Origin of the sequence: Mesorhizobium abyssinicae, from assembly GCF_049887195.1 — a bacterium.
Lineage (GTDB): Bacteria > Pseudomonadota > Alphaproteobacteria > Rhizobiales > Rhizobiaceae > Mesorhizobium > Mesorhizobium abyssinicae.
In genome coordinates, this window is the sequence record NZ_JARAKC010000002.1 from 445,316 (window position 1) to 459,569 (window position 14,254).

At 57.4% G+C, this 14,254-nt stretch carries 9 protein-coding genes; 6 read left to right on the top strand and 3 right to left on the bottom strand.

From position 1 onward, the window contains the following. Positions 1 to 180: 180 nt before the first annotated feature. On the bottom strand, positions 181 to 2,865 hold the full coding sequence (ppdK, locus tag PU724_RS06695) for a pyruvate, phosphate dikinase (protein ID WP_354420934.1): 2,685 nt from the start codon (positions 2,863 to 2,865) through the stop codon (positions 181 to 183). Positions 2,866 to 3,311: 446 nt separating this feature from the next. Between ppdK and PU724_RS06700 the strand changes: the two genes are divergently transcribed. The 6 genes from PU724_RS06700 (at position 3,312) to PU724_RS06725 (ending at position 9,972) form a co-directional block, all read left to right on the top strand. Then, positions 3,312 to 4,742 carry a phosphomannomutase gene (locus PU724_RS06700; RefSeq protein ID WP_354421263.1) on the top strand — a complete coding sequence of 477 codons (1,431 nt, stop codon included), beginning with the start codon at positions 3,312 to 3,314 and terminating at the stop codon, positions 4,740 to 4,742. Next, positions 4,739 to 6,154: a mannose-1-phosphate guanylyltransferase/mannose-6-phosphate isomerase gene (locus tag PU724_RS06705; protein ID WP_354420935.1), complete on the top strand. Its 1,416-nt coding sequence runs from the start codon at positions 4,739 to 4,741 to the stop codon at positions 6,152 to 6,154. The genes PU724_RS06700 and PU724_RS06705 overlap by 4 nt, the downstream gene beginning before the upstream one ends. An 87-nt stretch (positions 6,155 to 6,241) precedes the next feature. Continuing rightward, positions 6,242 to 7,330 carry a GDP-mannose 4,6-dehydratase gene (gene gmd / locus PU724_RS06710; protein ID WP_354420937.1) on the top strand — a complete coding sequence of 363 codons (1,089 nt, stop codon included), beginning with the start codon at positions 6,242 to 6,244 and terminating at the stop codon, positions 7,328 to 7,330. Between the two features lie 4 nt (positions 7,331 to 7,334). Then, complete coding sequence (locus PU724_RS06715) at positions 7,335 to 8,435, top strand: DegT/DnrJ/EryC1/StrS family aminotransferase (RefSeq protein WP_354420939.1); 1,101 nt, start codon at positions 7,335 to 7,337, stop codon at positions 8,433 to 8,435. Next, a complete protein-coding gene (locus PU724_RS06720; RefSeq protein ID WP_426213062.1) occupies positions 8,432 to 9,220 on the top strand; it encodes an ABC transporter permease in 789 nt (262 codons plus the stop codon). Before PU724_RS06715 ends, PU724_RS06720 begins: the two co-directional genes overlap by 4 nt. After that, a complete protein-coding gene (locus PU724_RS06725) occupies positions 9,217 to 9,972 on the top strand; it encodes an ABC transporter ATP-binding protein (protein ID WP_354420941.1) in 756 nt (251 codons plus the stop codon). Before PU724_RS06720 ends, PU724_RS06725 begins: the two co-directional genes overlap by 4 nt. Positions 9,973 to 10,119: 147 nt before the next feature. On the opposite strand, the gene PU724_RS06730 is transcribed toward PU724_RS06725, so the two are convergent. Beyond that, positions 10,120 to 11,787, bottom strand: coding sequence for a glycosyltransferase (locus tag PU724_RS06730; RefSeq protein ID WP_354420942.1), 1,668 nt, complete (start codon positions 11,785 to 11,787; stop codon positions 10,120 to 10,122). Further along, a complete protein-coding gene (locus PU724_RS06735; protein ID WP_426213063.1) occupies positions 11,787 to 14,114 on the bottom strand; it encodes a glycosyltransferase family protein in 2,328 nt (775 codons plus the stop codon). Before PU724_RS06735 ends, PU724_RS06730 begins: the two co-directional genes overlap by 1 nt. Positions 14,115 to 14,254: the final 140 nt, after the last annotated feature.

Here is a 14,254-nt window from a genome sequence, read left to right on the forward strand (position 1 = left end):
GATGTCGAGAATGGGGGCCGCCACGCGCACGTTCGCGTGACTTTGCTTACAAAACCGTAAGGCGGCATGCCGATCGGCTAGCCGGAGCATTCCCTGGCAAGCCAGAGAATGCTCTGCCCAGGATTGTGATTTTGTCGCGGATTCCGGTCGGAAATCCGTGCGACACCGCGACCGAAAGGATCAGTCGCGTTTTGCTGATGTCTTTGCCACCTTCACCGCGGCCTGCGCCGCGGCCAGTCTGGCGATCGGCACGCGGTAGGGCGAGCACGACACATAGTCGAGGCCGACCTCCTCGCAGAAGCGAATCGACGACGGATCGCCGCCATGCTCACCGCAAATGCCGAGCTTGATCCCGGGCCGCGTCGCCCTGCCCTTTTCGGCCGCGATGCGCACCAATTCGCCGACGCCCTCTATGTCGAGCGACACGAACGGATCCTGCTCGATGATGCCCTTCTGCCGGTAGGTCTCCAGGAAGGAGGCAGCATCGTCGCGCGAAATGCCGAAAGTGGTCTGGGTCAGATCGTTGGTGCCGAAGGAGAAGAACTCGGCCGCCTCGGCGATGACATGGGCGCGGATGGCCGCGCGGGGGAGCTCGATCATCGTACCCGTCAGGTAGTCGATCTTCGTGCCGGTTTCCTGCATGACGCTGGCGGCGACCGCGTCGATGCGCGCCTTGACGTAGTCGAGCTCCTTCACGATGCCGACCAGCGGCACCATGATCTCCGGCACCACCAGCGCGCCGGCCTTGTGGCCGGCCTCGACGGCCGCCTCGAAAATGGCGCGCGCCTGCATCTCGGCGATCTCGGGATAGGAAACCGCAAGACGGCAGCCGCGATGGCCGAGCATCGGATTGAATTCGTGCAGGGCCTCGGTGCGCTGCCGGAGCTTGTCGGGCGACACATTCATGGCGGCGGCGACCTCGGCGATCTCCGCCTCGGTCTTGGGCAGGAATTCGTGCAGCGGCGGATCGAGCAGCCGGATCGTCACCGGCAGGCCGGCCATGATCTCGAACAGTTCGAGAAAATCCGAACGCTGCATCGGCAGGAGCTTGGCAAGCGCGGCGCGCCGGTCCTTTTCGGTATCGGCCAGGATCATCTCGCGCATGGCGACGATGCGGTCGCCATCGAAGAACATGTGCTCAGTGCGGCAAAGCCCGATGCCCTCGGCGCCGAAGGAGCGCGCCATGCGCGCATCGAGCGGCGTTTCGGCGTTGGTGCGCACCTTCATGCGGCGAGCGGCGTCGGCCCATTCCATGATGGCGGCGAAATCGCCCGACAATTCCGGCTGCAGCATGGCCACCGCGCCCTTCAGCACCTGGCCGTTGGCGCCGTCGATGGTGATGACGTCGCCCTTGCGGAAGGTCTGCCCCATTGAGATCAGCGTCCCGGCCTTGTAGTCGACGCGCAGCGAGCCGGCGCCGGACACGCAGGGCTTGCCCATGCCGCGCGCCACCACCGCGGCATGGCTGGTCATGCCGCCGCGCGTGGTGAGGATGCCTTCGGCGGCGTGCATGCCGTGGATGTCCTCGGGGCTGGTCTCGATGCGCACCAGGATCACCTTGCGGCCTTGCGCCTTGGCGTCCTCGGCATCGCCCGAGGAAAAGACGATCTCGCCGGTGGCGGCGCCCGGCGAGGCAGGCAGGCCGACGCCGATGACGTCGCGGGCGGCCTTGGGGTCGATGGTCGGGTGCAAGAGCTGGTCGAGCGAGGCGGGATCGATGCGGGCGACCGCTTCCTCCCTGGTGATCAGCCCGTCCCTTGCCATCTCGACGGCGATCTTCAGCGCCGCCTTGGCGGTGCGCTTGCCGGACCTGGTCTGCAGCATCCAAAGCTTGCCGCGCTCGATGGTAAATTCGAGATCCTGCATGTCGCGGTAGTGCTTTTCCAGGCTGTTGGAAATGTCGACGAAAGCCTGGAAGGCTTCCGGCATCAGCTTCTGCAGCGACGGCTTGTCGGAGCCGGCGGCGATGCGCGCCGCCTCGGTGATGTTCTGCGGCGTGCGGATGCCGGCGACGACGTCCTCGCCCTGGGCGTTGACCAGGAACTCGCCATAGAGCTGCTTTTCGCCGGTCGACGGGTTGCGGGTGAAGGCGACGCCGGTGGCGGACGTGTCGCCCATGTTGCCGAACACCATGGCCTGAACATTGACCGCCGTGCCCCAGCTCTCGGGGATGTCGTGCAGGCGCCGGTAGGTGATGGCGCGGTTGTTCATCCAGGAAGAGAACACCGCGCCGATCGCGCCCCAGAGCTGTTCTTTCGGATCCTGCGGAAACGGCTTGCCCAGTTCCTCCTCGACCTTGGCCTTGTAAAGCGTGATCACGCCCTGCCATTCGAGTGCCGTCAGCTCGGTGTCGAGCTCATGGCCGAGGTTCGCCTTCTCGTCCTCCAGGATCTCCTCGAAAACCTCATGGTCGAGACCCATGACGACGTCGGAATACATCTGGATGAAGCGGCGGTAGCTGTCATAGGCAAAGCGGGCATCGCCGGAATCGGTGGCCAGCGCCTCGACCGTCTCGTCGTTGAGACCGAGATTGAGAACGGTGTCCATCATGCCCGGCATGGAAGCGCGGGCGCCTGAGCGGACCGACACCAGAAGCAGCTTCGCCGGATCGCCGAAGCGGCGGCCGGTCAGCCGGCCGATATGGTCAAGCGCCACCGCGACATCCGCCTCGAGCTCGGACGGATAGGTGCGGCCGTTGGCGTAATAGGCGTTGCAAACCTCGGTGGTGATGGTGAAGCCCGGCGGCACCGGCAGCCCGAGGCTGCACATCTCGGCCAGGTTGGCACCCTTGCCGCCAAGAAGATTGCGGTCGCCGGCACGGCCTTCTGCAGCGCCATCGCCGAAGGTGTAAACCCACTTGGTCATGCTCGCCCTCCAACGGTCGCAGATTGCAGGTTGGCGAAGCCCGTGGCCTTGGCTCCGCCCTGTCCGAATCGAGCGATATGATGCTGCACTGCGAAAGGCAAGGCGTCGGTAAAGCCGGCCGGCCGCTACAATCGATTAAGGAAAACCGCTAAAATCGATTAACTAAAAGCTGCGTCAAAAAGACCGGATGGTCCGAGGCCACCAGAATGGATGCAACAAGAGTATCCGGAGAGCGCCATGCAACCTGTCATAGGTCTCATCATCAGGAATACATTGCAAAATGCAGAGCCGCTAAAATTCCGCGCGATAGATCGAGGCGCTGCCGAAATCGAGCGGCCAGGATTTCGGTCAACCACGTCAGCAGACGTGCCCGTATGATTTTTTGTTGACAGCGAACCCCACTCCAATATTACCGGCCTAACTTTCCAAACAGCAAAAGCGGAATGATGAAATTCGGGTCGAGCGGCGTCCGAGGTTTGGCCTCGGAATTGGTTGGGAAGCCCAGCGGACTCTATACCGCGGCGTTCGCCTGGCGCCTGGCTTCAAGCGGCTTGCAGTCGAGCGGTCCGGTCTTTGTCGGCCGCGACATGCGCGACAGCAGCCCCGCGATTGCGGACAATTGCATGGCGGCACTGGCCGCGAGCGGATTCCAACCGATCGATTGCGGCGTCATCCCCACCCCGGCCCTTGCCCTTTATGCCCAAAAGCATGGCGCGGCCGCCCTGATGGTGACCGGCTCCCATATTCCCGCCGACCGCAACGGCATCAAATTCTATCGCCCGAATGGCGAGATCGACAAAGCGGACGAGGCTGCGATAACGCAGTATGTCGCCGAAAGGTCAAACGTGTACGATCCGCCGGCGCCTGCCGAAACGGCCTGGCCATCGCATCACGATGAAGCCGTTGCCGGCTACCTAGAGCGCGCCAACGGCATTTTGGGGCCGGATTCGCTATCCGGAATGAGAATCGGCGTCTACCAGCACAGTTCGGTCGCGGCGGAATTGCTGGTGCAGGTCCTTAGCTCTTTCGGCGCCGAGGCAGTTCCTGTCGGAAAGAGCCAAACCTTCGTGCCCGTCGATACCGAAGCCGTGGATGCAGGCACGCTTGCGAAGCTGAAGGGCTGGGCCCGCGAATTCGCGCTCGACGCCATCGTGTCGACGGACGCCGACGCCGACCGCCCGCTTGTCGCCGACGGGAACGGTGATCTGTTCCGGGGCGACCTGATCGGGCTGGTTACGGCTCTTTTCGTCGCGGCGGATACGGTGGTGACGCCCGTGACCTCCAATTCGGGCATTTCAGATGCCCTGGGTTTCGAGGTGAGGAGAACGAAGGTCGGGTCCCCCTTCGTCATCGCCGGCATGGAAGCGGCGTACCGCGATGGCACGGTCGTCATCGGCTTCGAGGCCAATGGCGGCGTACTCCTGGGGTCGAATTGCCAGTTGAATGGAAAGACGTTGGCCGCGTTGCCGACGCGGGACTCGCTCCTCCCGATCCTGGCCGTGCTTGGCACCGTCGCATCGACGAAAAGACCACTGTCGCGCTTGCGCGAGCTTTGGCACCTTCCATTCTGCGCCAGCGAGCGCCTCGAGAACTTCCCGCTCGAGAGCTCGCGCAGATTGATGACCGAGCTCGCTGGCCCGGATGCGCTGCAGCAGTTCCTGGCCCCGTTCGGTACCGTCGCCGAAATCGATGAAACCGACGGCCTCAGGGCGCGGATGGATAGCGGCGAGATCATCCATTTGCGGCCGTCCGGAAATGCGCCGGAATTGCGGTGCTATTCGGAGGCCGCGACCTATGACGGGGCGACTGCGATCGTGGCGCTGACGCTGGAAAAGGCGCGGGCATTCGCATCCACCGGCCCAGAGGTCGCGTCATGAAAGTCGTTCCGGTCATCATCAGCGGCGGAGCCGGCTCGCGCCTGTGGCCCGCCTCGCGGCAGTCGCACCCCAAACCCTTCCTCAAGGTGGCGGACGGGCATTCGCTGATCCAGCACACCGCCTTGCGCGCCGCCTCGATCAAGGACGTCGTCGAGCTTGTCACCGTGACGTCGCGGGAGCACCTCTTCCTGACGACGGACGATTTCGACGAACTCGACCCCGTCGTTGCGCAGCGCACCTTCCTGCTCGAGCCGGAGGGGCGCGATACCGCCGCCGCCGTGGCCGCGGCCGCGATCCACGTCAGGACAACGCAAGGCCCCGAGGCCATTCTGTGCATTTTCCCTGCGGACCACATGATTGGAAACGTGGCGGCATTCCACAGCGCCATGGCCAGGGCCATCGAACATGCCGGGCAAGGACGCATCGCGACGCTGGGCATAAACCCAAGCAGACCGGACACGGCCTTCGGCTATATCGAGGCGGACGGCGAAAAGGTCGTCCGCTTCGTCGAGAAGCCGGATCTGGAGACCGCCAGGGCCTATGTCGCGTCCGGGCGCTTTTCCTGGAACGCCGGCATCTTCTGCTTCCAAGCGCAGGTCATGCTCGACGAAATGGCCAAGCATTGTCCCGCGGTGATGGAGGCCGTTCTCGCCAGCTATGAGGACAGCCGGATCAGCCGGGGCGAAGGCTTTGCGAACATCGAACTCTCGGCGGAGCATTTCGCCGTGGCGCCGCGCATTTCACTCGACCATGCGGTGATGGAAAAGGCGCAAAGCCTGGCCGTCGTTCCCTGCGACATGGAATGGAACGACATCGGATCGTGGAACGCGATGGCCGAACTGGTCGCCCCCGACCAGAGCGGCAATCGAATTCGCGGCGACGTTCGCATGGTCGACACCGCGGGCAGCTACGTCAGCTCCGACAAACGCCTCATCGGCACGGTCGGCGTCAGCGACCTGGTGATCGTCGATTCCCCGGACGCATTGCTGGTAGCAGCCCGCGACCGCGTCCAGGACGTCAAGAAACTGTTCGAATCCCTCAAGGCTTCGGGACATGAAGCACACTTGCTCCACAGCACCGTGCACCGGCCATGGGGGACCTACACGGTTCTCGAAGAGGGCGAGCGGTTCAAGATCAAACGCATCGAGGTGAAGCCTGGCCGGCGTCTGAGCCTGCAGATGCACCACCATCGCTCGGAGCACTGGGTCGTGGTCAGCGGCTCGGCAAAGATCGTCAACGGCGACGAGGAGCTGTTCCTGGCGACCAACCAGTCGACCTACATCCCGTGCGGCCACAAGCATCGGCTCGAGAACCCGGGCAAGATCGACCTGGTGATCATCGAAGTCCAGAGCGGCGATTATCTCGGCGAGGATGACATCGTGCGGTTCGACGACGTATACGGTCGCACCTGACAATTCATTGGCTCGCAGGGCTGGCGGGCAAAAACTTCACACACAGGGGCTGGGACGGGGCAAACATCAGACACACCGAGAGCATTGATGACAAAGACAGCATTGATAACCGGCATCACCGGACAGGACGGCGCCTATCTGGCGGAACTCCTGCTGGCAAAGGGGTATTCCGTGCATGGCGTAAGGCGTCGCACCTCCCTTTTTAATACGGACCGTATCGACCACCTGTACCATGATCCACATGAGAAGGGTGTGGACTTGACATTACACCACGGCGACTTGACCGACTCGTCAAGTCTGATGCGCATCATCCAGCTGGTGCAGCCGGATGAGATTTACAATCTGGCGGCGCAGAGCCACGTAGCCGTTTCATTTGAGGAACCCGAATACACCGCAAATTCCGATGCTCTTGGCGCCTTGAGAATTTTGGAAGCCATTCGCATTCTTGGCTTGGAGAAGAAGAGCCGTTTCTATCAGGCGTCCACGTCCGAGCTGTACGGGCTTGTGCAAGAGACGCCCCAAAAGGAAACCACGCCGTTCTACCCAAGGTCTCCATACGCTGTGGCCAAATTGTATGCGTATTGGATTACAGTCAATTATCGTGAAGCGTACGGTATCTACGCCTGCAACGGCATTTTGTTCAATCACGAGTCTCCTATGCGAGGCGAAACCTTTGTGACACGCAAGATTACCCGCGCCCTCGCACGTATCAAGCTTGGCATACAAGAGAGACTTTACCTGGGCAATCTCGACGCCCTGCGCGACTGGGGACACGCCAAAGACTACGTCGAGATGCAATGGCTTATGCTGCAGCAGGAGACGGCCGAGGATTACGTGATCGCAACTGGGGAGCAACACTCGGTGCGTGAGTTTGTGACCCTTGCGGCTGCGGAGCTGGATATCGACGTCCGGTGGGAAGGAAAAGGCGTCGATGAGAAAGGATATGACACCGAAACCGGCGAATGCATCGTGGCAGTGGATCCTGCTTATTTCCGCCCGACGGAAGTCGACACACTTCTTGGTGATCCTAGCAAAGCTCGAAATAACCTTGGTTGGGAACCTAGGATAAAGTTTATTGATCTTGTGAAAGAAATGATTCAGGAGGACTATAAGAGCGCACAACGAGATCAGCTCCTCAAGGAAAGCGGATATCAACTCTTTGCTCGTAAAGAATAGTAATATGGCGATTATTCCAGTATACGAGCCTTATCTCGGCGGAAATATATCTCTGTACGTCAATGAATGTTTGACTACGGGTTGGATTTCTTCGCGTGGAGCCTTCATATCTAGGTTTGAAAAGGCATTCGCAGAATATGTCGGCGCCCCACAAGCGACAAGCGTCGCGAACGGCACTGTAGCCCTTCATCTTGCATTGGATGCACTTGGTATCGGCATCGGCGACGAAGTCATCGTTCCAAGTTTCACCTATATTGCGTCCGTCAACACCATTTTGCAGACCGGCGCAACGCCGATCTACGTCGACTCGTTGGAAGACACACTGCAGGTGGATCCGCAAGCGATACGAAACGCCATAACCCCGAGAACGCGCGCCGTCATGGCGGTGCATCTGTACGGCCATCCTTGCGATATGGATGCGATCTCAACCCTTTGTCGCGATCACGATCTATTGCTCGTCGAAGATTGCGCGGAAGGCTTCGGAACCCGCTGGAAGGGTCAGCACGTCGGCACGTTCGGTGATGTTGCCACGTTCAGTTTTTTCGGGAACAAGACAATCACGACGGGCGAAGGGGGGATGGTGCTGGCGCGATCGGCTGATGTGATGGACAAATGCCGGCGCCTGAAGAGCCAAGGCGTTTCCCCAACGCGTGAATATTGGCATGACATCCTCGCCTACAATTATCGGATGACCAACATCCAGGCGGCAATCGGATTGGCGCAGATCGAGATCGCCGATAGCCTTCTTGCGCGCAAAAAAGCTATCGCGCAGAGCTACAAACAAGCACTCGCTGGACTGCCTTTGCGGACCCATGACCCGGTCGGGCCGGTGGACCATTCTTTCTGGATGTGCTCCATTCTCGTCGATGACCACGTCCAGCGGGACCCGCTGCGCAAACATCTCGCCGAATGCCAGATCGAGACGCGGCCTTTTTTCCCGCCTGCCCATCTCATGCCGCATTGCCGGGCGAACGTCACACTGCCCGCAGCAGAGAGCATAAGCACTCGCGGAATTAATCTGCCGAGCTATCCAGGTTTGACCTCTGAACAGTCTGAGCGCATCTGCGGGTCCATCACGTCCTTTTTCCGACAGAACCTGATATGAGCTTGCTTGAATACATGAAGGGCGTCTGGGCGGCGCGCCACTTCTGGTGGCATCTGTCCATGGCCGATCTCCGGGCGCGCTGGAGGCGGTCCTTTTTCGGCGTATTCTGGTCCATCCTGCAACCGCTCGGGCTGACGCTGCTCTTGTCCGTTGTCTTCAGTAATATCTTTGGAAGCTCTCTCGGGGCCTACGCACCTTATATCCTCTCAGGAATGATCATCTGGGAGTACGTTATGTCGACCGTCATCGGCGGTGCCTTGGCTTTTGTTCAGGCAGACGCCTACATCAAGCAGACCAGACACCCGCTTGCGATTTATACGTTGCGCAACGTTTTGACGGGACTGTTCGTGCTCGGCCTCGCCAGCACGGCGCTTGTGGTCTGGGTGCTCGTTGTTTTTCCGCACAATCTGTCATGGAGTTGGCTCGCTGCTCTTACCATTTTTCCGATACTGGCGATGATCGCCTGGCCATGGGCAACCCTGATGGCCTATGTCGGCACACGTTTCCGTGACCTGCCGCACGCACTAGGCCTTATCATGCAGGCCATGTGGTTTGTCTCGCCTATCTATTTCGAGACCTCGGTGTTCCGTAAGGGCAATTTGCATGTCCTCCTGGACTACAACCCTATCTACCACCTGCTCGAGATCGTCAGAGCCCCGCTCTTGCGGGGGGAGTGGCCTACGCTTTCGAACTATGGATGGTGCATCGGTACCGGCGCGCTGATAGCGGTGCTAGCCGTAGCCGTCGGCCGTCGCGCCGAAAAGAAGGTGATCTTCTACCTATGAGAAATGCGATACGGCTTCACGACGTCAATTTGCACTATGCCTCGACGGCATTTCGCGAATCCTCGCTAAAGACCATCCTCGCCTCTTCCTTCAGTTTTAAGCGCGAGAAAAAGGAGGTCCTGGACATTCACGCGCTGAAGGACATCGACATCCAGATAGAAGAGGGAGAGCGGGTTGGCCTGCTCGGGCACAACGGGGCAGGTAAGAGCACGTTCCTTAAAGTGGTCGCCGGACTATATCCCATTTCATCGGGAACGCGGACGGTGACAGGCACTGTACGGTCGCTCTTCGATCTCAGCCTTGGTTTCGAGCCGGATGCTACGGGGCGGGAGAACATCCTCTATCGAGGTCTTCTGCTTGGGTTGACGCCGAAATTCATGCGGTCGGTCGAAAAAGAGATCGCGGAATTCGCGGATCTGGGTGAGTTCATCGATTATCCGATCAAGACCTATTCGGCCGGAATGCAGGTGAGGTTGGCTTTCGCCATATCCACCGCAGTCGGCGGCGATGTACTCCTGCTTGACGAGATTGTCGGTGCAGGGGATGCGAACTTCATGGCGAAAGCCAAGACGCGCATTATGGAGCTTGTGGACAACGCCGAAATCCTTGTTCTCGCCTCGCATGACTTCGGCACGCTGCGGTCGCTTTGCTCACGCGGAGTTGTACTCCATCATGGCAGCGTTGCCTTTGATGGCCCGATTGAGGATGCTGTCGCCGCCTATTGTCGCATCAATGGGGTTGCGGCTAGCTAAGCGCGCCGCGCCTTAACGGCCTCATGCGCCGCGCTTTAGCTCTTTGTTTCATGCTTGTCGTTTTCTCAAGACTGAAGTCACTTTTGGGCGACATGCCTTTTTTTTGGCGCCCCTACGTCAGCGGATTTCGCAGTGAGGGTGATCGACCTATCCTGTCGTCCGACCGGGCCGTGAATCATGGTCGGCTAGAATTCTTTCAAAGGCGGCGACATGTTCTCTTGCCACGTCCCGCCAAGTGCGCTCGCGCAGGCGCTCATAGAGCGGCAGTTGCAGCTCATAGAGCTCACTTCGATGGCTGAGGCCAAATACGATCTTCTCAGCAATTTCTTCGGGCGACAGTGGATCAAAGAGCATCTGGTCAGCGAGTTCTCCCTGGATGAATTCCTCGGTCTGGGGGATTCGACTCATGACGACCGGAGTTCCAACGGACATCGCCTCCGTGAATGTGAATGGGAAGCCTCCCTCATAGAGGGTTGGATTTACCGCCAGGGCAGCGCCTCGATACAGCGCAGCGAGCATCTGATCGGACACATTCTGCGCCAATATTACATCGTACTGTAAGCGACGCTCCTCTAGAAGTTTCGCTGCCTCCGGGGCATCCGTTAGGTGGCCAGTGAGAATCAATTTGCATTGACAAAAATTCTTTCTTAGAGCTATCTCATAACCTCTTAGCAGATTAACGATATTCTTATTTGGTCTAAACTGAGACGCATAGAACAAGTATTGGCAGTCAGAGAAGTCGAAATCACGCAAGTACCGGTCTTTGTTCCATCTAATCCTCTGAAACTCTGTCAGCTTCATCCGCGCAAAATTGTCCGTGGCCGCCTCGGGGTCGGGGGTACCCAGGACACGTACATTTTTGGACAAATCCATCGCGGCGTGCGGTATTGTTGTAATTTTATTGCGAGGAACGCCAAATCTATCGTGAAGTGACGGACCAGCTGTCGTCTCACTATACGCAATAAAATGTTTTCCGGACTGTATCGCAGTTATTACTTGAGAATATACAGTATCGATCCGATCACTACGCGAGCTGAACGCAAATCTGGTTGGAAATTCTCCTAGGACCATATCTGGAAAACACTGAACAGTAGGCTTTCTAATCTTACTAAATTCTGGCCAAAAAACCGTCGGGCTATACCAGATATCAATATCGTTCATACCCTCTATAATAGCAAGCATGTTGGATATTTCTTTTCGGTGAACTGTATTATAAATGGCCGTCACTATCGAAGGGCGGTCACCAAAAGCGCGATTTACGAAATTAATAGCGGCTCGCCTTAACGAAGCGAGCTTGCGAAACATCCCCACTTGCGTCCTCAGCCTCGGGATTCCGTAGAGAACCAATGCGGCAAAGAGACCAATCAAGAACACTGGAGCGAGCGCGATCGACACGGTTGCGACGGCAATTGCCAGCGAAAGCGCAGCGACGAAAAAGACTGGGAGGCTCCTTGTGCTCAAGGCGGCCATAATTGCACCAAATGTCGCAACCGCCCCATTGAACGCAACCCTTTTTGCCCAGTGAAATGACCTCCTTAGCAGTCCCTCCTTGGGTTGGGCACGCTGCCTTAAAATCGTTTTATGAATCCGAACAATGACAGGTATGTTGGGCGGGGAAACTATATGGATAGCGCCTTCGGGCAAACGAGATGTCAATTTTTGAATGTCACGAGCCAGCCAAGACGGACAGACAACGGTGACCGCTTCTCCAGAATTCTGGGAAAAGCCCTGCAGGAGTTCAGCCATAAGGCGGCCGAGACCTTGATTGGTGAACGGCGTGTTGGGGCGATAAGCCAAAAACAGCCCAATCTTCATCAGGCGACTCCGAGGTGCGGCAGCATAAGCCTGTAAAACTCAGCGCTTCGAGCATCCCAACTGTTCAACTCCAGCATATGTCGCTGTGGCAAACCGCTCGACTTCGCTCTCCAGCCGTCCTCCATCTTCTTCATCTGCCGTGCCAGTTCGATAGGGTTTCTCGGGTCGAAGAAATCGAGCTTCAAATCGAATCGTTCGGCAAGGTAACGCATGGGTGGATAGTCGCTCGACAGCGAGGGGGTCCCAACATAGGCCGCTTCGGCAACCGAGAAGGTGCCGTTGTCCATGATAACGTTGTGCAGCAAAAAGCGAGCTCCGCTTAGAACCGAAACGTAGCGATCTTCTGGAAGGTCCCCCAGGAACTTTATGCGCCTGCGAAGAATTGGACTCGCGCGCAGAAAAGATCGGACTGACTTTGGGTATTTCGCGAGCACAGACCGATCGTCGTCATCTTGGAACCCGGGCGACAGTTGATGAGTGTTCACTCCAGTGACGTAGCAATCGAGCTTGCCTTCCAGGTTCGTGTAATAGTGTAGGAGGGCCTCTAGCGTCATGATGTGATTCTTATGGGGCGCGGCATTAGTTGTCCAAATCATGTAGGCGGCTTGCTCACGATCTGCCTGCGCCCCTCCATGGAGCTTGCTAAAATCCGCAACCATTGGCGCCAAGGCCGTCCGCGCCCGCGGCACCCCAACGTACTGGACGACGTCTTCCAACGTATGAGGGGTGCTTGCAAAGACGGCCGTTGCATGCCGCGCGGTTTGTATGGCGCCATTCTCGTAGTGGTCACCCATTGATTCCGGCACATAGCGCTGTAGGAAGTCTTGCGCAAACACACAATATGGCCTCAAGGGCGCAAGAGGCCAGGCGATGCTGTTTGTCGACATAATCCAGAAATCGCAATCAAGAAAATCTGTCGCACCATCAACGGGTAGCCAGTAAGCTGACTCAATCGGCCTATTGCCGTATCCAGTTAATCTTTGAATCCGAGCGAGCTCTTCTCTTGAAATTACCCTCCATCGATATGCTCTTGTTCGTACACCAAGTTCTTTCAAGTCAGCAAAATCGATGTCAGAATATATCTTCTCGTCTGGATGCGCAAATACAACTTCAATTTCTTCGTTATTTCTTTCCGCTCCAATCATGAGCATTTTGGCGGTCATCTTTGCGATATTCAGCGAACCTCCTCGGAAAGGTAGAGGCAATATCACAGCGACGCGGCGCCTGCGCTTTATCGGTTTGGACGGCGGGTTAGACAGAGATTGAGCGGCTTGTTCAATCTTGGCGAATTGGGCTCGCCAGATTGGTTCACAGTAGGCGCTCGACAGTTGGTTCAGAAGTTTGGCTTGAGAGGAGACAACAGACTGAGTGAACTTCCTGTCACCCTTTAATATCCTATCAACCTTGCTTCGAGCCTGTTTGTCGCTGATACAACGTCCAGGTAAGTCCATTCCGCCTAAGCGATCGAGCATGCCACCCGCCATGAAAATAAGCGGCATGCCGGCACGCACCGCCTCAAGTGGATGGTAGTGAAGGTGTCGCTCTTCGCGGCCATGATAAAACATCACGCGCGAGTCACGCATTACTCGTTTATAATCTTCATCCGACAACCGGCCAGTAACTTTTAAATCATCTTCAATTTGTATCGGCTGAGATCCGGCAACAATATAACTATATTTTCCAAACAATCTCTTAAAATCTTCATATATCTTGGCGTAGTACGATGACGTAGCAATACGAGGGCAAACGAAAAGTATTCGCTTGTCGTCTCCAACCCAAGTATTTTCTACCTCAGCATTCTTTAGGCCAAGCGGAAGCGTCAACGCTCTTCGCCTAAATACACCGGCCTCAATGGAGGCGAGATGGTCGTAAGCCTGACCGAACCAGAATTGCTCTTGCCGCCTCTCGATCTCGTGTAGAAAGTAGAATTCCAGATTTTCAATAGTCAAATTCGTATAGGTTGCGCTTCCTGACAAGCCAAACGGCCTAAGTACTACCTGACCTCTGAATTCTCTTACCAAAGACGCGAATTGAGCCGGAAAGAATGCGCAGAAGGCGATATCAAAATGCCTATTTACAATATCCGTCACCTTTGGCGACATGCCAAGGTAGAAATTGTGATCGTTCAGTTCCTTCAAATCATCGGGGGGAATCGTCAATCCCTTGTCCCGGCTGAAGTCAACCGAAGCACTTAAATTTGCTTCATCATAGTGATATATTTTAGGAAGAAACACTTCGTAGCCAAGAGACTCCAAGAGCGGAACCTCAAATTGGCGAAGCGTGCTGTGATTGATGAGCCAGAGTGCTCTACGGGGTTTCCCAGACAAGGCTACGCCCTTCGGTATCTCGAGTCAGGAGCGATGAGCTATAAGCATTGAGACGGCTTGTCTAGGGGGCGCCAGGCCGCTAACACGGCATGCGGAAACGACCTGATCTGTGTATTTCACTGCGGCGAGGTCGGAAATCC

Coding starts and splice junctions, on each gene's coding strand:
- PU724_RS06705 (WP_354420935.1), top strand. CDS start 4,739: ATGAAAGTCGTTCCGGTCATCATCAGCGGCGGAGCCGGCTCGCGCCTG.
- PU724_RS06700 (WP_354421263.1), top strand. CDS start 3,312: ATGAAATTCGGGTCGAGCGGCGTCCGAGGTTTGGCCTCGGAATTGGTT.
- PU724_RS06730 (WP_354420942.1), bottom strand. CDS start 11,787: ATGAAGATTGGGCTGTTTTTGGCTTATCGCCCCAACACGCCGTTCACC.
- PU724_RS06725 (WP_354420941.1), top strand. CDS start 9,217: ATGAGAAATGCGATACGGCTTCACGACGTCAATTTGCACTATGCCTCG.
- PU724_RS06720 (WP_426213062.1), top strand. CDS start 8,432: ATGAGCTTGCTTGAATACATGAAGGGCGTCTGGGCGGCGCGCCACTTC.
- PU724_RS06715 (WP_354420939.1), top strand. CDS start 7,335: ATGGCGATTATTCCAGTATACGAGCCTTATCTCGGCGGAAATATATCT.
- ppdK (WP_354420934.1), bottom strand. CDS start 2,865: ATGACCAAGTGGGTTTACACCTTCGGCGATGGCGCTGCAGAAGGCCGT.
- gmd (WP_354420937.1), top strand. CDS start 6,242: ATGACAAAGACAGCATTGATAACCGGCATCACCGGACAGGACGGCGCC.